Origin of the sequence: Inquilinus limosus DSM 16000 (assembly GCF_000423185.1) — a bacterium.
GTDB classification, from domain to species: domain Bacteria; phylum Pseudomonadota; class Alphaproteobacteria; order DSM-16000; family Inquilinaceae; genus Inquilinus; species Inquilinus limosus.
In genome coordinates, this window is sequence record NZ_KE383985.1 from 286,154 (window position 1) to 305,487 (window position 19,334).

Genomic DNA, 19,334 nt, shown 5'->3' on the forward strand with positions numbered 1-19,334 from the left:
GCGATGGGCGCCGCGGCCTCGACGCTGCTGTCGTCCCTGGCGGGGACCCCGATGGACCCGGCCGAGGCGGCGGTCGTCGTCGCCCATCCCGATGACGAGACGATCGGTATCGGCGGGCAGCTGCGCCATCTGCCGGGCATCACCGTCCTGCACGTCACCGACGGCGCGCCGCGCGGGCTCGAGGACGCGCGGACCTACGGCTTCCTGACATGGCGGGACTACGCGGCCGCCCGGCAGCGGGAGCTGACGGCGGCCATGGAGGTGGCCGGAATCCCGGCCGCCAAGCTGCTCTGCCTCGATGTCCCGGACCAGCAGGCCTGCCGGTGCCTCGCCCATATCGCGCGCGCCCTGGCCGGCCAGTTCGCGGCGCATCGGACACGGCTGGTGCTGACTCACCCCTATGAGGGCGGCCACCCGGACCACGACGCCACCAGCTTCGCCGTCCATGCCGCACGGCGCCTGTTGCAGCGGCAGGGAGAGCCGGCGCCGGTGATCGCCGAGATGGCCTTCTATCATCTCGGCCCGGACGGGCCGGTGCTGCAGCGCTTTCCGCCGGGCGGGCCGCCGGAGATCGTCCTCGAGCTCGAGGAGCCGGATTGGGAAACGAAGCGCCGGATGATCGCCTGCCACGAGACCCAGCGCCGGACCCTGGCGCCCTTCACCGACTGGATCGAACGGTTCCGGCGGGCGCCGGCCTACGACTTCTCACGCCCGCCCAATGGCGGCCGGCTGCACTACGACGCCTATCCCTGGGGGATGACCGGGGCGGAGTGGCCCGCCCTCGTCGCCGCCGCCATTGCTGAGCTGGCGCTGGACCCGCCGCCATGGCCCTGACCGTGCTCAACGTCGCCTATCCGCTGGCGCCGGTCGGTCCCGACGCGGTCGGCGGGGCGGAGCAGGTGCTGTCCGCGCTCGACCGCGCCCTGGTCGAAGCCGGGCACCGGTCGCTGGTGGTGGCGTGCGAGGACTCCGAGGTCGCCGGCACGCTGTGCCCGATCCCGGCGGAACCCGGGCCGCTCGACGACGCGGCGCGGCAGCGCGCCTGGGCGGCGCATCGCCGGGCCATCGCCGAATGCCGGTCCCGCTGGCCGGTCGATCTCGTGCATCTGCACGGCATCGATTTCGACGCCTATCTGCCGGCGGACGGGCCGACTTTGGTCACCCTCCACCTGCCGCTCGGCTGGTATCGGCCGGAGGCGCTGCAGCCCTCGCGCCCCGATCTGTGGCTGCACGGGGTGTCGGAGGCGCAATGCCGCGATGCTCCCGCCGGTGCCCGCCTGCTGCCGCCGATCCCGAACGGCGTCGCGGTCGGCGACGGCGCCCTGCCGCACGCCAAGCGCGGCTTCGCCCTGATGCTCGGCCGGATCTGTCCGGAGAAGGGCATCCATCTCGCCCTCGACGCCACCCGGCTGGCGGATGTGCCGCTGATCGTCGCCGGGCGGCTGTTCCGCTACGAGGCGCATGAGCGCTATTTCGAGCAGGAGGTGGTGCCGCGGCTGGACGGGCGGCACCGCTTCGTCGGGCCGCTCGGCCTCCGGCGCAAGCGGCGCTTCCTGGCCGCGGCCCGCTGCCTCCTGGTGCCCAGCCTGTGCCCGGAGACCAGCTCGCTCGTGGCGATGGAGGCGCTGTCCTGCGGCACGCCGGTCGTCGCCTTCCCGAACGGCGCCCTGCCCGAGATCGTCGATCACGGCCGCACCGGCTTCCTGGTCCGCGACGCGGAAGAGATGGCGCAGGCGATCCGCGCCGCCGCGGGGCTCGACCCGGCGGAATGCCGCGCCGAGGCCGCCCGCCGCTTCTCCCTGGCGCTGATGGTGCGGCGCTACCTCGCGGTCTACCGCCGGCTGGCGGCGCATGCGGACCCGGCGCTGCGGGTGTCGGGATGAGCATCGCCGCCGAGCTGCTGGCGGAGGAGCCGGCCCTGGCCGCGCTGGAGCCGGAGTGGTGGGAGCTGTGGTCCCGCTGCCCGGCGGCGACGCCGTTCCAGTCCCCGGCCTGGCTGCTGCCCTGGTGGCGCTGCTTCGCGCCCGGCCGGCTGCGGGCGATCGCGGTCCGGCGCGACGGGCGGCTCGTTGGCCTGGCGCCGCTCTATCTGGAAGACGGTGCGCTCGGCCGGCGCCTGCTGCTGCTCGGGCTCGGGACCACCGACTATCTCGACGTGCTGATCGACCCGGACCATACCGCGCCGGCGGCCGCGGCGATCGCGGCGGCGGCCCGGGACATCGACTGGGAGGCGTGGGGGCTGGAGGAGCTGCCGCCCGGCGCCGCGGCGCTGCGGCTGCCCTGCCCATGCGACTGTTCCGAGACCGAGACAGGCCACAGCGCCTGCCCGACGCTCGACCTGGCCGGGCCGGACGACCTGTCGGGCTGCGTCCCGACCCGCCGCCGCAAGCAGCTGCGGCGGGCGCTGACGCTGGCGGCAAAGCGCGGCGCCACCGAGATCGAGCCGGTCGCGGGGGCGGCGGACGGCTTCCTCGACGACCTGTTCCGCCTGCACGGCGCCCGGTGGGCCGATCAGGACCAGCCCGGCCTGCTGCGGGACGCGGCGGTGCGGCGCTTCCATCACGAGGCGCTGCCGGGCCTGATCCGGTCGGGCCTGGCGCGGCTGTATCGGCTGCGGATCGGCGGCCGGGTGGTCGGCGCCTTCCACGGCCTCTCCGCCCGCGGCCGGACCTACGCCTATCTCGGCGGCTTCGATCCGGACTGCGCCTATGAGAGCCCGGGGGCGATCCTGATCGGCCATGCCGTCGCCGCCGCGATCCGCGAGGGCGGGCGCGAGTTCCACTTCCTGCGCGGCCGCGAGGCGTACAAATACGCCTGGGGCGCGGCCGACCGTTGGAACCGCCGCCGCAGCTTCCGGAGAGCCCCGGCGTGACGGTCGACGGCGCGATCCGGGCGGCGGGCTGCCCGGACGCCCTGCGGCCGGCCCTGCGCGGCTGCCTGGCGGGGGAGCTGCCGGTCGCCTCGGCGCTGACCCGGCTGCTGATCCAGGCCGAGAGCGGCCCGGCGCTGGCGCGGCTTCTGGAAGCGGTGGAGGCGGCGCTCGCCATGGGCGGGATCGCGGCCCGACGACGCCTGCAGGCGTTGCGGCGGATGCATGCCGAGCATCCCCGGGCCTGGGAGACGATCCAGGCGGTGCTGCGCGAGGTCCGGCACGATGCGGTACCGGGAGGCGAGGCGCAGGCCCTCGAGGCCTGGGCCCGCGCCTTCGACCGCGCCGCCGGGATCTCGCCCGAGGCCAGCGTCGCCCTGCATTCCTTCGGCGATGCCGGCCGGCTGGATCTGGCGACGTCCGAGGTGGTGCGGCGGATGGCCGAATGGGGCCTGCTGCAGCCCGGCCACACGGTGCTGGACCTCGGCTGCGGCATCGGCCGCTTCGCCGCGGCGATCGCCGGGCGCGTCCGACGGGTCGTCGGCCTCGACATCTCGGCCCGCATGGTCGAGGAGGCGCAGCGACGCTGCGCCGGGCTGGCGAATGTGGAGATCCGCCGCAGCTCGGGGCGGGACCTGGCCGGCATCGCCGACGGAGCCGTCGACACGATCCTGGCGGCGGACAGCTTCCCCTATCTGGTGCTCGCCGGGTCGGCCCTGGTGCGGCGCCATGTCGAGGAGGCGGCGCGGGTGCTGCGGCCCGGCGGCCATCTCCTGATCCTCAACCACTCCTATCGCGGCGACGAGGCGGCGGACCGCCGCGAGCTGGCTGGGCTGGCGGCGGCCACAGGGTTCCATCTGCGCCGGGCGGGAATCCGCCCCTTCACCCTGTGGGACGGGCTGGTCTTCCACCTGGTCAGGAACCGGTGACGCTCATACGCGCCGCCTCCGGCATGCGGCTCGCCGTCTCACTCCGGCGGGCACTCGGCGCCCGTCTCGATCCAGGCGGCGATGAGCGCGCCGAACCCGGCCTGGGTGCCGGGGGCAGGCCGCCGCCCTTCGCCCGGATGCCACGCCCAGGCCACGAGATGGTCCTCGGCCAGGTGCTGGCGGATCTGGGCCAGGCTGCGGCCGCCGTTGCGCTCGGGATCCTTGATCTGCCGGCAGATATAGCCGAGCGAATGCCCCTGCCAGCCCATGCTCAGCGGCGCCAGCGACCAGTGCGCGTTGCCGGGGATGGAGCGGAGGCGGCTGCCCGAAACGCTCGTGTTCTCCGCCCGATGGCAGGTGCGGCAGGCCAGGCCGTCCACGCCGATGCCGCTGACGCCCGCGTGCATGAACGGGATGTGCGGATGCATGTCGTCGCCCTGCGTGGGCTGGCGCGTGACCGGGTGGCAGTTCATGCAGCGCGGATCGGTAATGACCTTCGCCGCCTCGGTGAAGAGGGCGCGGGACCGGTCGCCGGCATCCGTGATCGCCTGGAACGCGGCGGCATCCTTCAGCTGCCGGCTTGCGTCCTGGCCCTGCTGCGCCGTATCTGCGACGCCGGGCCCGATCCCGAGCGTAATGGCCGCGGAGGCGAGCGAGGCCAGGACCACCAGCCCGATCCGGCGTGAACGCGGCGGCATCCTCACGCCCTCCTCAGCTGGCTTGTGTCGATCGGCAGCTCCCGCAGCCGCTTGCCGGTCGCGGCGAAGATCGCGTTCATCAAGGCCGGCGCGACCCCCGGCGTGCCGAGCTCGCCCACCCCGCCCGGCGGCTCGGCGCTCGGGACGATGTGGACCTCGATCGGCGGACACTCATGGATGCGCAGGACCGGCGAGTCGTCGAAATTGCCTTCGACGACGGCGCCGTCGGCGATGGTGAGGCGGCCGTAGAGCGCGGCGCTCAGCCCGTAGACGATGCCGCTTTCGACCTGCTGCCGCAGGATGTCGGGGTTGACGGCCTGCCCGCAATCGACGGCGCAGACCATGCGTTCGAGTGTCAGGGCGCCGTCCTTGCCGACATGCACCTGCGCGACGAGGGCGGCGAAGCTGCCGAAATCCGCCAGCACGGCGATGCCGCGGCCGCGATCGGCCCCGAGCGGCGTGCCCCAGCCGGAGCGCTCCGCCGCCAAGTCCAGCACGCCCCGCAGCCGCGGCGCCGCACCCAGGAGCTGGCGGCGATACTCCACGGGGTCGCGGCCGGCGAGATGCGCCGCCTCGTCGATGCCGCCTTCGATGGCCGGGGCGTTGCGGGTGGGGCCGACGCCGCGCCAGTTGCCCGTCAGCATGCCCTCGGGCCCCTCGTGCCGGACGAACTCCACCCGCTTGTTCGGGATGTCGTAAGGGCTCTCGGCACCACCGGTGATGTCGAGGTCGATGCCGTCCTTGAACAGGATCGGCAGGAACCGCGCCATGATCGCGGGGCCGACCACGCGGTGCCGCCAGGAGACCGGCATCCCGTCGCGGCCGAGCCTGACCTCGAGCCGGCTCAGATTGAGATAGCGGTAGGAATCGTGGCGGATGTCCTCCTCCCGGCTCCAGACCACCTGCACCGGTCCGTCCACCTGCTGCGCCACCCGCGTCGCCATGACGATGCCGTCATGGTCGAGGCGCCGGCCGAACCCGCCGCCGAGCAGATGGTTGTGGACGACCACCTTCTCGACCGGCAGGCCGGTGACCTGCGCCGCGGCCTGCCGGGCGCGGCCCGCCACCTGGGTGCCGAGCCAGACCTCGCAGGCATCCGGGCGCACATGGACCGTGCAGTTCATCGGCTCCATGGCCGTGTGGGCGAGGATCGGCATGCGGTAGACGGCATCGATGCCGCGGGAACCGCCGGCCTCGGCGACATTGCCGCTCTCATGCGCCACCAGCGCTGCGCCGCTCGCCATGGCGGCGTCGATGCGGCGCTCGAGCTCGGCCGTCGTCAGGCCGCCATTCGCCCCCGGATCCCAGGTGATGCGCAGCGCGGCGAGCCCCTTGCGGGCGGCCCCGGTGTGGTCGGCCACGACAGCGACCGCGTCGCTCAGCCGGACGACCTGGCGCACGCCTTTGACACGCAGCGCGTCGCTGTCGTCCACCGCCTTCAGCGTTCCCCCGAAGGTCGGGCAGATGGCGAGGGCCGCGAATCTGGCGCCGGGCGGATGGGCGTCGAGGCCGAACATGGCCTTGCCGATCACCTTGTCCGGGGTGTCGAGGCGCCGCGCCGGCTTGCCGATCAGCTTGAACTCCGCCGCCGGCTTGAGGGCGATCTGCTCCGGCACCGGCTCCCGCGCAGCCTTGCCGGCGAGCGCGCCATAGGCGATGCGGCGGCCGCTCTCGGTATGGACCACCTCGCCGGCTTCGGCCCGGCAGGCCGAGGCGGGAACGCCCCACTCCCGCGCGGCGGCGGCGATCAGCATCATCCGGGCCGCAGCCCCGGCGCGGCGCATCGGCTCCCAGAAGCCGCGGATGGTGACGGAGCCACCCGTCACCTGATCGCCGAGCAGAGGATGCGCATAGCGCGAGGGATCGGCGGGAGCCGCGGTAACCCGGACATGGTCGAGCGGCACCTCCAGCTCCTCGGCGATGAGCGTGGCGATGCCGGTGTAGACGCCTTGTCCCATCTCGGCGGAGGGGATCACCAGCTCGATCGGGCCTGCCTGCGGAATCCGGATGAACGGGTCCGGGATGAACGTCTCGGCGGCTTCGGCGAAGCGCGGCCCGATGACCAGGCTGCCGCCCGCCAGCGTCGCGGAGATCAGGAAGGACCGGCGCGAGATCCGGCCGGACATGGCGGCGGCGAGGATGCCCATCTCAGCGGCCCTCCTCGGTCACCGTCAGGCCGGCGGCCCGCTTGATCGCCGCGCGGATGCGCGGATAGGTGCCGCAGCGGCAGATGTTGCCGGCCATCACGGCGTCGATGTCCTCGTCGGTCGGCGACGGGTTGATCGCGAGCAGCGCCGTCGCCGACATGATCTGGCCGGACTGGCAGTAGCCGCACTGGACGACCTCCTCGGCGAGCCACGCCCGCTGGATGCGGGTGCCCGCCTCGGTCTCGCCGACCGCCTCGATGGTGGTGATCTCGGATGAGGCGGCGTCCGCGACGGTGGTGACGCAGGAGCGGACCGCCTGCCCGTCGAGATGGACCGTGCAGGCGCCGCACATGGCGATGCCGCAGCCGAATTTGGTGCCGGTCAGGCCGATGACGTCCCGCAGCACCCACAGCAAGGGGATGTCGTCATCCACATCGACCGGATGGGTCTTGCCATTCACGTTGAGCGTATAGGGCATCGGCGGGCTCCCCCGGTCGAACGCGGCTGTCCGGCCAGGTCGGGGCGATCGGTGTGGCGCCGAGGCGGACGGAGATCCTCAATAGGATGAAGGCGTCGCTGCCGCCGTTCCGGGATTGCGATGACTATCGCGAAATTTCGGCGGTGCTGGCGCCGGCCCCGTTTTTCGGCGACATTCGAAGACCTTTCCCGCAAGCGAAAGCCGCTTCGATTGGACCGGCCCCGCCAGACCGCTGGAGATCCGATGGATGCCTCCGAAGCCGGTGGCGATCCTCAGCCGGGGCCTTCATTGCAGCGTACGGCCTTCGAGCTCTGCGCCGGCGTGATCGCCGGGCCTCTACCGATAACGACGGAAATCCCCGAGCGCGACACGCTGATCACCACCCGTTGGCTGCACCTCGAGATGCACGAGCCCATGCCGGGGCTGCCGGTGCATACCATCGGCACATACTACGGCCCGCCGTCGCCCCGGGTCTGGCGGCGCGGGCGGATGCGCCTGGCCGGCGTCGGGCGACCCGGCACCATCGCGATCGTTCCGGCCGACTGGGATGGCGACTGGGACATCGACGTCGCGTCGCCCCTGTCCTATGCGATGCTGAGCGACGCCCGGCTGCAGGCCTTTGCCGCGCCGCTGACCCGCGGCCGCCGGGTCGAGCTGGCGCCCCGGCTCGGCGAACCGGATCCGGTCGGTGCGCACATCCTGCGTGCGCTCAGCCGCGAGGCGACTCATCCCGACCCGTCCCGGCGCCTGTTCGTCGAGCAGGCGCTCGATCTGCTGTGCATGCATCTGCTGCGGACCCATTCCACGCTCGGCCAGGCGCCGGCGCCGCTGCCGAGGCGAGGGCTGCCGCAATGGCAGGTCCGCCGCGTCACCGCCTATATGGCCGAACGCCTGGACCAGACCATCGGCCTCGACGAGCTCGCCGCGCTGACATCCCTCAGCCGGTCGCATTTCTGCACGGCCTTCCGCCATGCCACGGGGCGCACGCCGCATGAGTGGCTGACCGGGCTGCGCGTGGAGCAGGCCCGGCAGCTCCTCCGGGATTCGCGGATCCGCATCACCGACATCGCGCTGACGGTCGGCTATCAAACGCCGTCGGCCTTCACCGCAGCCTTCCGGCGCGAAACCGGTTCGACGCCCTCGGAGTACCGCCGCGGCCTCTAGCAGGCTCAGGCTGTTGAGGCGGCTTGCGCCTTCGCCGGCAGCTTGGCGCCGTCCCGGACGGCCCGGAAGCCGATCGCCATCGCGGGGCGCGGCGTCGCCGTCTCGGCGAAATAGGCGATGGTCCTGCGCAGGCCCTGCTCCAGCGCGACCCCGGGCGACCAGCCCAGCAGGCTCCGCGCCCGCCCGATGTCCGGCCGGCGCCGCTGCGGATCGTCCACCGGCAGCGGCCGCCGCACGATGCGGGAGCGCGACCCGGTCAGGGCCAGCACCCGCGTCACCAGCTCGCGCACCGTCAGCTCGGTCGGATTGCCCAGATTGACCGGCCCGCCCGGCGAGGCCCGGCAGGCCATCAGCCGGATGAGCCCGTCGACCAGGTCGTCGACATAGCAGAAGGAGCGGGTCTGCTCGCCGCTGCCGTAGACGGTGATGTCGTCGCCGGCCAGCGCCTGGGTGATGACGTTCGACACCACCCGCCCGTCATCGGCCCGCATCCGCGGCCCGTAAGTGTTGAAGATCCGTGCCACCCGCACCTCGGCCCGGCCGGCGCGCTCGAAATCGAAGGTCAGGGTCTCCGCCGCCCGCTTGCCCTCGTCGTAGCAGGCGCGCGGCCCGGTCGGGTTGACGTGGCCCCAGTAGCTCTCGGCCTGGGGATGCACCTCCGGGTCGCCATAGACCTCGCTGGTCGAGGCCAGCAGGAAGCGCGCCCCCTTGCGCTCGGCCAGCGCCAGCAGGTTGCGGGTGCCCAGCACGCTGGTCAGCATCGTGTGCTCGGGGTCGGACTGGTACTGCGGCGGCGACGCGGCGCAGGCGAGGTTGAAGACAAGATCCACCGATCCCCGGGCCAGCGAGGCCGGCGGCGGCGCGATCACGTCGGCATCGACCAGGTCGAAGCGCGGGTCGCCTGCCAAGTGCCGCAGATTCTCCCGCCGCCCGGTCCGGAAATTGTCGAGGCAGATCACCCGATGGCCGTCCGCGAGCAGGGCGTCGCAGAGATGGGATCCGATGAAGCCGGCGCCCCCGGCGACGATGGCGGTGCGCTGTTTGCCGTTCCTCATGATCATCCTCTCTCGTTGACGCCGGCGGTTATTTCACCAGCCGGAGATGCGACCGCGCCTCGCGGCTCCGGTCCCGGCCGCCGACGGTTGCGGCGGCGCGGCTGCGGTGCCGGTTCGACAGCTCGTCGATCCGTCGTCGCAGCACCTCCTCCAGCTCCGCCGCGCGGCGGTCGGAGGAATGCTCGGCCAGCACGCGCCGGCGCGCCGCCTCGCCGATGCTGCGGCGCAGGGGTTCCGGGCATCGAGCCAGCAGCTCGACGACGTCGCCGCCGTCGCGGGCGAGGCAGATCTCGACCTCCGGCGCGAAGATCGACTCGATCCCGCACCAGTGGTCGGAGATGATCGGCGTGCCGCAGGCCGCCGCCTCGAACAGCCGCACGCTCGGGCTGTAGCCGGCGCGGACCATGTCGGCGCGGGTGACGTTCAGGGCGAAGCGGCAGGAGTTGTAGAAGCCGCAGTGCTCGCTGGCCGGCACATGCTCGATGCGCGTGACGTTGGACGGCCAGCGGATATCGCGGGGGAACTGCGATCCGGCGACGACGAAGCGCAGATCCGGCAGGGCGCGCGCGGGCTTCAGCAGAAGCTGTTCCAGCGTGGGCTGGCGGTCGGGGCTGTAGGTGCCGAGATAGCCGAGGTCGTAGCGCAGCGGTGTCGCCGGCTCGGGCCGGTAGGCCTCGGCGTCGACGGAGCAGTACAGGGGGGTCGCCGCCGCCGCGCCGTAGCGTTGCACCAGATGCGCCAGCGTCGGCCCGCCGGTGAAGGACAGGTACAGGTCGAAGCCGGGGATCAGGTCGGGCGAGAGATACTCGAAGTCGCCGCGCTCCAGCTTCGCCAGCGTCACCGGCGTGTCGATGTCGTAGAAGGCGGTCACCCCGCCGGCGACGGTCTGCACCCAGGCGGCCACGGCGACGCCGTCGGCGACATAGGACCCGACGATCACGGCGTCGGCCTCGGCGACCTCCGCGCGGTGGGCCGTCAGCCCGGCCGGGCCGGAATAGAGCTCCAGCCGGCAGAAATCGGGATCCGGCAGGTCGCGGTTCTCGGCGTACCAGGGCTGGTCGTGCTCGAGGAACAGGATGTCGTGGCCGCGCCGGGCCAGGGCGCGCAGCAGGGCCCGGTAGGTGGTGGCGTGGCCGTTGCCCCAGGAGGAGGAGAGGCTGAGGCCGATGACGACGAGGCGGAGCGGGCGGTTCATGCGGCGGTCCTCTCCTGCTTCGCCGTGGCGGCCTCGCGCAGCAGCGCATCGACCTGGGCGCCGCGATGGGCATAGGTGTGCTCGGCCAGGATCCGCGCCCGGGCGGCGGCGGCGATCGCCTGCGACCGCTCGCGGTCCAGCGCCTGCAGATGGGCCGCCACCTCGGCGCCGTCGCGGGCGACCAGCACCTCCTCGCCGGGCGTCAGGAACAGCTCGATGCCCTCCCAGGCGTCGGTGATCAGGCAGCCGCCGGCGCCCGCGGCCTCGAACACCCGGGTGGCGGGCGAGAAGCCGGTCGCGGCCATGCTGTCGCGGGCGATGTTCAGCACCGCCAGCGGCGTGGCGTTGAAGGCGTTGTGGTCGGCGGTGCCGACATGGCCGATCCAGCGCACGTTGCGGGGCATGGCGCGCCCCTCCCAGCCGGCGCCGCCGATCAGGAAACGGCGCTCGGGCAGCCGCGCCGCCGCGGCCAGGAAGAAGGCGGCCACCCGGGCCTCGCGGTCCGGCAGCCGGTTGCCCAGGAAGGCCAGGTCGCAGTCGAAGCGCGCGTCCGGGGCGACCGGGAAATGCGTCTCGGGGTCCAGCGCGTTGTAGATCGGCACGCAGCGCCGGGCGCCGAGCCCTTCATAGGCCGCGACCACCGGCGGGCCGCCGCCATAGGTCAGGACCATGTCGAGCGCCGGCAAGGCCCGGCGCAGCGGGTGGTCGGGGCCGCCGCGGCGCAGCTCCTCCAGCGTCGCCGGCGCATCGACGTCCCAGAAGATCCGGATGGCGTCGGGCCGCGCCGCCGCCATGGCGCCGTCCAGCAGCGGCTCGTCGAACACGCCGACCCCGCTCGCCTTTACCACCACATCGGCCAGCGCCGCCTCGGCGATCACGTCGCGCAGCGCCTCCTCGGTCGCGGGATAGACGCAGACCTCGGCCCAGTCCGGCGGGTCGATGTCGCGATGGGCCTGCCGGTCGAAGGCGTCGGGCTCGTAGAAGGTGATGCGATGACCGCGGCCGGCCAGGTCGCGCAGCAGGCCGCGATAGTAGGTTGCGGCGCCGTTCCAGTAGGAGGACAGCAGGCTGGATCCGTAGAAGGCGATCCTCATGCGACGCTCTCCATCGGGATGTCGGTGCGCAGCCGGGCCAGGATCGCCAGCAGCTCGCGCATGCGGTGGGCACAGCTGTGACGGGCGTGGATCGTCTCCAGCCCGCTGGCGGCGAGGCTGCGGCGCAGCTCCGGATCGTCGCGCAGGGCGGACAGGTGCCGGGCCATCTCGGCGCCGTCGCGCGCGACCAGATAATCCTCGCCCGGCCGGAACAGGCCTTCGCTGTCGGGCCAAGGCGAGCAGACCAGCGGGATGCCGCAGGCCAGCGCCTCGAAGACGCGGATCGTCGGGATGCCCGGCAGCCGCTCGACATAGAAGCGCCGCGGCACATGCACCGTGGCCAGGTGCCGGGCGAAGACCGCCGGCACCTCGGCATTGGCCAGCCAGCCGTGATACCGCGCGCCCTCGGCGGCCAGGCGGGCCAGCGCCTCCGGCGGATAGCGCACGCCGTGGATGTCGAGCGGCAGCCCGGCGGCGCGGGCGGGCTGGAACAGGAAGGTCTCCAGCTCGGCGCTGCGCTCGTCGTCGCCCCAGTTGCCGATCCAGACCAGCCCGGCGCGCGGTCCTTCCCCGGCCGGCGGCCGGAACAGCCGGGTGTCGGCGGCCTCATGCCAGACGAAGGCGCGCCGGCCCCAGCCCCAGCGCCGGTAGACTTCGGCCAGGGCTTGGCCGAAGGCGAGCACGCCGTCATAGCCGTCGAGATCGAAGCGATGGATCGCCTCCGGGTCGCTGACGGCGCGGTGGTGGGTGTCGTGGAACAGCGCGGTGAACCGCGCCCCCCGGCGGCGCTGGCGGCCGATGGCCGCGACCAGCCAGGGATCGTTCCACTCATGGGCGATCACGGCATCGGCACCGTCCAGCGCCCGGTCCAGATCGATGTCCGGGCCATAGGCCGTCGAGGACAGCTCGGGATAGGCGGCCTGATAGGCGACGAGGGCCTGGTCACCGTGGTCGTGCAGCAGGTTGGCCAGGCTCCAGCCGCCGTCCGGCTCGTAGACCGCGACCTCATGCCCGGCATGGATCAGCTCGCGCAGCACGCCGCGCAGGAAATGGGCGTTGCCGTGGTTCCAGCAGGAGCGCAGGGAGTGCGTGAAATAGACCAGCTTCATTCCGCCGCCTCCCGCGCGGGCCGCCGCGCCGCCGTCGCCGCCAGGCCGCGATACAGGCCGGCCATCCGATCGGCCATGGCGGCGATGGTGTAGCGCGCCGCGCGCCGGCGCGCGGCCTCGCCCAGTTGGTCCCGCAGGCCGCGGTCGCGCAGCACCCGGTCGAGCGCGGCGGCGATCGCCGCCTCGTCGCGCGGGGAAACGAATACCGCGGCGTCGGCCCACAGCTCCCGGAAAGTCGGGATGTCCGACAGCACCAGGGCGCAGCCGGCCTGGGCCGCTTCCAGCACCGCCAGGCCGAAGGGCTCGAACAGGGCGGTCGAGGCGAAGACCGGCCGGCGGGCCAGGCAGTCGCGCATCGCCTCGGCGCCCAGCGTGCCCAGGCACAGGCCATGGCGCGGCGCGACGCTGGCCCCGTTCGGTCCCGTTAACGGGCCGGCCAGCAGCAGCCTGACGCCCAGCCGGGCCGCGGCGCCGTCCAGCGCCTGGACGTTCTTGCCCTCGTCCCACAGCCGGCCGGCGCCGAACACGAACTCCGCCGCCCCGGCGGGCGCCGCCTCCGGCTCGGGCGGTGCGGTGCGGCCGTTCCAGACCGCATGGGGCAGGGCGGGCAGGCGGTACGCCGACTGCGTGGCGCGTGCGAAGGCACGGCTGGGCGCCACCGCCGCGTCGGCCGCAAACAGGCCGCGGCCGACCAGCTCGCTCCGCCAGACGAAATCCTCGGGCAGCGGCCCCGTCCGCACCGCGCCCCACCAGGTGGTGACGCAGGAATGGTGGACGGCGATGGTCGGCACCGGGAACACCGCCCGGGCGGCCAGGGCGGGGGCGTTCAGCTGCACGATCTCGGCGCCGGTCTCGACCGCCAGGGCGGCGATCCGGCGGCCGGCGACCTCGACCTCCTCCGGCCGGCCGGCCAGCCAGTCCAGCGGCAGCGCCGTCTCCACCAGCCGCAGTCCCGGCACCAGGCCGGCGGACCAGCGCTGGTCCTCGTCCGGCAGGGGGCCCAGCACCGCCAGCGTGGTCTCGACGCCGTGCCGGCGGGCCAGGGCCGCGGCGAGGTCCAGCGCATAGGACCAGACCCCGCCGACCGCGTCCGCCGTCATCAGCAGCCGGCGGGGGGTGCTCACGCCGGGCCGCACGCTGCCTCCAACTCTCTCAGGGGCAGGGGCCGATCGTCCTGGATGTCGCTGAAATGGTCGAACTGGCGCAGATAGTGCTCATGCGCCCGCTCCCAGGCCCGGTCGTCGGGCTGGCCCCAGAGGCGCCGGTAGTCGGGCGAGCTGGGATAGGGGTACAGCGGCACCGGGTCGTTGGCCCAGACGCCGTTCCGCTGCAGCCTGTCGCGCCAGGCGGCGATCATGTCGGGGTCGTCGTCGGCCGTCTTGATCAGGTTGGCCTGAACGAAAGGCACGCTGCGGCGGGCGTAGAGCAGCCGGTCGGCCAGCTCGTCGGTCGACATCCTGCAGTTCTTGGTCAAGAGGTCGCGGCCCTCGCGGGTCAGGCTCTCGACCCCGGCCTCGATCGACACGCAGCCGGCCCGGCCCAAGAGGTCCAGCATCTCCGGCTTCCACAGGTCGATGCGCATCTGCACGCCGAACTCGACCCGCCGGTCGACCAGGGCCTCCAGCAGCGGGCGCTGCGGCAGGAAGATCTCGTCGACGAAGTACAGATAGGTCGCGCCCTGCGCGATCAGCCCGTCGATCTCGTCGAGCAGGAGCGCCAGGTCGCGGCGGCGATAGGCGTCGCGGTACTCGTTCTTGGCGCAGAAGCTGCAGTGATAGGGGCAGCCGCGCGACGCCTCGACCTCGGCGCCGGGGCCGTGCGCCTCGGTGCCGAAGCGGTGATGGTGGTGGTCGTGGCGGCGGATCCATTCGTCCGGCCAGCGCAGCGCCGGCTGGTCGGTGAAGCGGCTGGCGTTCAGCCCGCCGTTCACGATGATCCTGTCGCCGTCGCGATAGGCGATCGCCGGCACCCGGCGCAGGTCCGGCCCTTCGGCCAGCGCCGCCACGACCTCCTCGCATTCGCCGCGGACGACTATATCGACGCCGAGCTTGCGCAGCGTCGCCTCCGGCGTCACCGAACCGTGTGGGCCGACCGCGACGGTGCGGCCGCCGCGGCCGTCCAGCGCCAGGATGAACTCGCGCGGGATGCGCAGCTCGGGCGGGGCGCAGCGCCAGAACAGATAGGTCGGCGCGGTGGTGACGACGGTCATCTCCGGCCCGAAGGCCGCGGCCTGGTCGGCCAGGGCCTGCATCTCCGTGCCGCAGAGATGGCCGTCCAGCATCAGCACCTCGTGCCCGGCGGCCTCCAGCATCGCCTTGGAATAGCCGAGCTCGAGCGGCAGATGCGGTTCCCGGCACCCGAAATAGATGCTGTTCTCGTAGCGCCAGGGCGGGTTGATCAGGGCGATCTTCACGAGATGGCCTCCGCTCGCTGTTCGCGGGGATGGGCGGTGAACGGAACCTCGGCGGGTGGCGGGTTGCGGCGCAGCCAGTCGGCCAGGCGCTGCAGCCCCTCATGCCACGGCAGGGGCTCGGGCAGGCCGAGATCCCGGCGGGCGCGGCCGATGTCGGAGACGTAGTAGCGCTGGTCGCCGGCCCGCCAGTCGCGGAACTGGACATTCACCGAACGGTCGGTCAGCGTTTCGATCCGGCGGATCAGCTGCAGCAGGCTGACGGCGTTGGCCGGCCCGCCGCCCAGGTTGAAGGCCCGGCCGCGCACCGCCGCGATCCGGTTCCAGGCGGCGAGATAGGCCTCCACCGCGTCGTCGACGAACAGGATGTCGCGCACCTGGCGGCCGTCGCCGAAGATGGTGATCGGCTGGCCGGCCAGGGCGCGAATCAGGAAATGCGCGACCCAGCCCTGGTCCTCGGTGCCCATCTGGTGCGGGCCGTAGATGCAGCTCATGCGCAGCACCGCCGTGGGCAGGCCGAAGCTGCGGGCGTGGTCCAGCACATACTGGTCGGCCGCGCCCTTGGAGCAGCCATAGGGCGTGTGGAAGTCGAGCCGGCGGTCCTCGCCGATGCCGCGCCTGCGGAGATCCGCATCGGCCGGGCGATAGGCGTCCTCGGTCCGCTCCAGCGCAACATCGGCCAGGTCGCCATAGACCTTGTTGGTGCTGGCGAAGACCAGCGGCGCGCCGGGATTGTGCCGCCGCAGCGCCTCCAGCAGGCGCAGCGTGCCGGCGATATTGACCTCGAAATCGGTCCAGGGATCGTCCAGGCTCGTGGTCACCGCGACCTGGCCGGCCAGGTGGAACACCGCCTGGACCTTCCGCGCCGCCGCGGCCACGGCGTCGCCGTTGCGCAGGTCGTCGATGACTGCGGAGATCCGGCCGGGATGGGTCCGGCGCAGCCAGTCCAGGTTGCGTTCCACCCCCGGCCGCGCCAGCGCGTCCAGCACCAGCACATGGTGGCCGTCGCGGGCCAGCCGGTCGGCCAGGTTGCAGCCGATGAAGCCGGCCCCGCCGGTCACCAGGACGGGCCGCAGGCCGGTCACGGCGGGAGAAGGCGGGGATCTGGTCATGCCACCAGCCCGCGGGATTCGAGCTCGCGCCGCGCTTCCGCCACGCGGTCCACCGCCTGCTGGGCGGCGACCCATTCGGCCAGCTCGCTCAGCCCCTCGGCGAAATCCTTGATCGCGGCGAAGCCGAGCTCCTCCTGCGCCTTGCGGATATCGGCGAAGCAGTGGCGCACATCGCCGGCCCGCGCCTTGCCCACCAGCTCCGGCTCCAGCTCCGGCCGGCCCATGGCATCGGCCAGGGCCTGGGCCGTCTCCAGCACCGTCCGCTCGCGGCCGCTGCCGACGTTGAACACGCCGCCCGTCGCCCTCGGCTGCTCCAGCGCCAGGGCGAAGGCCTCGGCGACGTCGGAGACATGCACCAAGTCGCGGCGTTGCTGCCCGTCCTCGAACACCAGCGGCCGCTGGCCGTTCAGGATGCGCGAGGCGAAGATCGCCAGCACGCCGGTGTAGGGGTTCGACAGCGCCTGGCCGGGGCCGTAGACGTTGAACATGCGCAGCGCCGCAGCCTCCATGCCGTAGGCGCCGGCCACGGTCAGGACCAGCCGTTCCTGGCAGTACTTGGTCAGGGCGTAGACCGAGGCCAGCATCGGCCGCTTCCATTCCGGCGTCGGCGCCGGGACCAGCGGCCGGCCCTGCCGGTCCAGCGGATCCCAGGGGTCGCCCGGCCGGCGTTCCGGCCGCATCACATCCTCCACCGGCTCGCCTTCGGCCGTGCGGTACAGGCCCTCGCCATAGACGCTCATCGAGGAAGCGACGACGATCCGGCGCACCGGATGCGCGATCAGCCGCTGCAGCAGGGTCGCGGTGCCCAGGTCGTTGACCGAGACGTAGCGGTCCACCGCATACATGCTCTGGCCCACCCCGACCTCGGCGGCGAGGTGGATGACGGCGTCGACGCCCTTCAGCGCCCGGGCCACGGCGACCTCGTCGCGCACGTCGCCAACCTGCAGCTCCACGTCGTCCGGCAGCGCGGCGGATCCGCCGGCGCTGCCGCCGTGCACCTGCTCCAGCAGGTTGTCGAGGATGCGGATCCGATGGCCGCGCCGCAGCAGGGCGTGGGCCACATGGCTGCCGATGAAGCCTTTGCCGCCGGTGATCAGGATGGTCTCTGCCATGGATCGGCCTTCCTCTCGGCTCCCGGGCGCGGAGGTCCCCCGGGGCTGGTGCGTGGAGGGGCATCCGGACCCGCTGCTGATGCTGTCGCTGCGGTGCTTCAAGCGCAGTTCTGGCGCGCTTCTTACGGGGCCAACGGGATGGGTACTTACCCAGTTCCACCTCCGGCCCTTCGGCGCGCTGCGGCTGCCGCCGCGTCAGAGGCCTGCCAGGAGCCGCCGCAGATGGCGGGCGTAGCGCGACACCTCGCGGTCCAGCCGCGCCGCCTCGTCCGGGTCGCCGTCGGATTGCCGTGCCATGCTCCAGGACCCGAGCTGGAAGGCGGCGTAACAGGGGCCGAGGAGGCGCAGCAGCTCGGGGTCGACCGGGCGTCCGGCCTCGTGCCGGACCAGGGTCCGCAGCTCGGCCTCCTCATCGGGGGCAAGGTCCAGCTCGATTGCGGCACCGGCGATGTCCCATGCCAGATCCTGGCAGCCGACCAGGTCGTGCGCCGCGCAATGGTCGAGCGCGTCGGTCTTGAGCAGGGTGCCGGTCCGGTCGACCAGCCATTCCCAGCGGTGCAGCCGGTTGTCGGTCTCGATCCTGCGGATCCGGGACTCCAGGCGGCCGGCGGCGCGGGTGAAGCGGTCGAAGGCGCGGCCGGCCTCGTCCCCGAGCGCCTCGGAGGTGTTCCGGCGCAGCATCTCGGCCAGCATGGCCAGGTCGGCGCCGCTGTCCGCCGGCGCCGGGAAATGGCGGGCGCGGAAGCCGAGATAGGCCGCGATCCGCCGCAGCAGGGCCGGCCGGTCGCGGGCGGCGGGATCGAGCGGCCTGGCGTCGTCGATCCAGCGCTCCACCAGGAAGCCGCGCCGGCAGCCGACCGGCTCCGGGCTGAAGCCGGCGGCGTGCAGCGCCTGCGCCCGCCGCAGCTTGTCGCGGCCGTGCCGGCCCAGCCCGGCGAATTTCAGCAGGAAGCGGCCGCCGCCGGTGTCCAGGCGGAACTTGCGCCGCTCCTGCTGGCGATGGGCCGGCGGCCAGCGTGCCGGCGGCTGCCCGTGGCCGGCCCGCCAGCGGCCGGCGGACAGGTCCTCCAGCCGGCCCGGACCGCCGACCAGATCCTCGACCCAGGCCCCCAGCCCGTGCCAGGGCTGCCGCGGGCTCAGCGCCAGCGCGTCGAAGTCGACCCAGTGCCGGACCGAGTTCCGCCACCGCTCGCGATGGGCCGGCGAGGCCTGCGGCCCGGGTTCGTTGCCATGGCTCGGGAAGAACCGGATGCGGCCGCGGTCGACGCCGTGGGCTTCGAGATGGTCCGCGACCGCGCCGAAGGAGCTGCCGGACAGGCCCGGCCCCTCGTCGACGACCGCGAAGGCCGCATCGGGGTCGCGCAGCAGGCCGGCCGTCAGCGCAGGGTCGAGGGCGAGCTCGCGCCGGAACGGATGACCGACCGGCCGCACCGAGACCGGATCCTCCGCGCCGCAGGCCTCCGCGACCACGGCGGCGAGCGGCAGGCCGATGCTGCGGATGCCGATCACCTCGAGCGGCCGGATCCCGGCCAGCGCGGCCGCGGCCTCGAGATAGGATTCCGGATACAGGGCATAGAAGGCGAAGCCCTCGGCCAGGCGGCAGCGGATCGCGGCGGGCAGCGGCAGCGCGGCCAGGGCATCGATGCGGCGGCGCGGAGCCGGGTCCTCCGGTTCGAGCGGGAACCCCGCCGCCCAGGACCGCCGGACCGCCGCCGCCAGGGCGGCCAGCAGCGCGGTCGCGGCGTCCCGCAGGGGCGAGGGCGCATCGCGGCCGAGGGCGTCGAACCCGGCGTCGATCGCACCCTGCGCGAACTCTCCGGCCTCGATCAGGGCCTCGACCAGATGATCGTGGCGGTCGATGCCGCGGCGCGCGTCGCGGGCCCCGTCCAGCGCCGCCGCGACGCGGCCGAGCTGCCGCCGTGGCTTCTCCATCCGCACGCCGTCGCCGAAGACGAGCATGAC

17 protein-coding genes are annotated in these 19,334 nt (G+C 73.2%); 5 read left to right on the plus strand and 12 right to left on the minus strand.

From position 1 onward, the window contains the following. The first annotated feature begins 3 nt into the window (after positions 1-3). The 4 genes from G537_RS0131050 to G537_RS0131065 are packed head-to-tail and all read left to right on the plus strand — an operon-like array spanning position 4 to position 3,798. Positions 4-834, plus strand: a complete 831-nt coding sequence (locus G537_RS0131050) for a PIG-L deacetylase family protein (protein WP_026873358.1) — start codon at positions 4-6, stop codon at positions 832-834. Continuing rightward, positions 825-1,883 (plus strand): glycosyltransferase, encoded by a 1,059-nt coding sequence (locus G537_RS0131055; RefSeq protein ID WP_026873359.1) that lies wholly within the window; start codon positions 825-827, stop codon positions 1,881-1,883. The genes G537_RS0131050 and G537_RS0131055 overlap by 10 nt, the downstream gene beginning before the upstream one ends. Beyond that, complete coding sequence (locus tag G537_RS0131060; protein ID WP_026873360.1) at positions 1,880-2,872, plus strand: GNAT family N-acetyltransferase; 993 nt, start codon at positions 1,880-1,882, stop codon at positions 2,870-2,872. The genes G537_RS0131055 and G537_RS0131060 overlap by 4 nt, the downstream gene beginning before the upstream one ends. Beyond that, positions 2,869-3,798: a class I SAM-dependent methyltransferase gene (locus tag G537_RS0131065; protein WP_155888856.1), complete on the plus strand. Its 930-nt coding sequence runs from the start codon at positions 2,869-2,871 to the stop codon at positions 3,796-3,798. The genes G537_RS0131060 and G537_RS0131065 overlap by 4 nt, the downstream gene beginning before the upstream one ends. Before the next feature lie 38 nt (positions 3,799-3,836). Here G537_RS0131065 and G537_RS0131070 read toward each other — a convergent pair whose 3' ends face one another. The 3 genes from G537_RS0131070 to G537_RS0131080 are packed head-to-tail and all read right to left on the minus strand — an operon-like array spanning position 3,837 to position 7,121. Beyond that, positions 3,837-4,502 (minus strand): hypothetical protein, encoded by a 666-nt coding sequence (locus tag G537_RS0131070; protein ID WP_211230566.1) that lies wholly within the window; start codon positions 4,500-4,502, stop codon positions 3,837-3,839. Continuing rightward, positions 4,499-6,643: a xanthine dehydrogenase family protein molybdopterin-binding subunit gene (locus G537_RS0131075; RefSeq protein ID WP_026873363.1), complete on the minus strand. Its 2,145-nt coding sequence runs from the start codon at positions 6,641-6,643 to the stop codon at positions 4,499-4,501. The genes G537_RS0131070 and G537_RS0131075 overlap by 4 nt, the downstream gene beginning before the upstream one ends. 1 nt (position 6,644) lies before the next feature. Beyond that, positions 6,645-7,121, minus strand: coding sequence for a (2Fe-2S)-binding protein (locus tag G537_RS0131080; RefSeq protein ID WP_026873364.1), 477 nt, complete (start codon positions 7,119-7,121; stop codon positions 6,645-6,647). A gap of 120 nt (positions 7,122-7,241) precedes the next feature. Here G537_RS0131080 and G537_RS0131085 point away from each other — a divergent pair, with 120 nt between their 5' ends. Further along, entirely contained in the window at positions 7,242-8,285 is a 1,044-nt protein-coding gene (locus G537_RS0131085; RefSeq protein WP_081689166.1) for a helix-turn-helix domain-containing protein, read from the plus strand. A 5-nt stretch (positions 8,286-8,290) separates the two neighbouring features. Here the strand turns inward: G537_RS0131085 and G537_RS40960 are convergent, their stop codons facing one another. The 9 genes from G537_RS40960 to G537_RS0131130 all read right to left on the minus strand — a co-directional run bounded on the left by G537_RS40960 (position 8,291) and on the right by G537_RS0131130 (position 19,331). After that, positions 8,291-9,340, minus strand: coding sequence for a UDP-glucuronic acid decarboxylase family protein (locus G537_RS40960; RefSeq protein WP_051249386.1), 1,050 nt, complete (start codon positions 9,338-9,340; stop codon positions 8,291-8,293). A gap of 28 nt (positions 9,341-9,368) precedes the next feature. Beyond that, on the minus strand, positions 9,369-10,535 hold the full coding sequence (locus tag G537_RS40965; RefSeq protein WP_051249350.1) for a CgeB family protein: 1,167 nt from the start codon (positions 10,533-10,535) through the stop codon (positions 9,369-9,371). Further along, positions 10,532-11,629, minus strand: coding sequence for a CgeB family protein (locus G537_RS0131100; RefSeq protein WP_026873366.1), 1,098 nt, complete (start codon positions 11,627-11,629; stop codon positions 10,532-10,534). The genes G537_RS40965 and G537_RS0131100 overlap by 4 nt, the downstream gene beginning before the upstream one ends. Continuing rightward, the gene (locus G537_RS0131105; RefSeq protein WP_026873367.1) at positions 11,626-12,738 is read right to left on the minus strand and encodes a CgeB family protein; all 1,113 of its coding nucleotides are present in this window, start codon (positions 12,736-12,738) and stop codon (positions 11,626-11,628) included. Before G537_RS0131105 ends, G537_RS0131100 begins: the two co-directional genes overlap by 4 nt. Continuing rightward, entirely contained in the window at positions 12,735-13,862 is a 1,128-nt protein-coding gene (locus G537_RS0131110; protein ID WP_245579177.1) for a glycosyltransferase family 4 protein, read from the minus strand. Before G537_RS0131110 ends, G537_RS0131105 begins: the two co-directional genes overlap by 4 nt. Beyond that, positions 13,859-15,151, minus strand: a complete 1,293-nt coding sequence (locus tag G537_RS0131115) for a TIGR04295 family B12-binding domain-containing radical SAM protein (RefSeq protein ID WP_026873369.1) — start codon at positions 15,149-15,151, stop codon at positions 13,859-13,861. The genes G537_RS0131110 and G537_RS0131115 overlap by 4 nt, the downstream gene beginning before the upstream one ends. After that, positions 15,148-16,260 carry an NAD-dependent epimerase/dehydratase family protein gene (locus tag G537_RS40970; protein WP_081689167.1) on the minus strand — a complete coding sequence of 371 codons (1,113 nt, stop codon included), beginning with the start codon at positions 16,258-16,260 and terminating at the stop codon, positions 15,148-15,150. Before G537_RS40970 ends, G537_RS0131115 begins: the two co-directional genes overlap by 4 nt. Then, positions 16,257-17,372: an NAD-dependent epimerase/dehydratase family protein gene (locus G537_RS0131125; RefSeq protein ID WP_026873370.1), complete on the minus strand. Its 1,116-nt coding sequence runs from the start codon at positions 17,370-17,372 to the stop codon at positions 16,257-16,259. The genes G537_RS40970 and G537_RS0131125 overlap by 4 nt, the downstream gene beginning before the upstream one ends. A 195-nt stretch (positions 17,373-17,567) precedes the next feature. Then, on the minus strand, positions 17,568-19,331 hold the full coding sequence (locus G537_RS0131130; RefSeq protein WP_026873371.1) for a protein kinase family protein: 1,764 nt from the start codon (positions 19,329-19,331) through the stop codon (positions 17,568-17,570). Between the last annotated feature and the right edge of the window lie 3 nt (positions 19,332-19,334).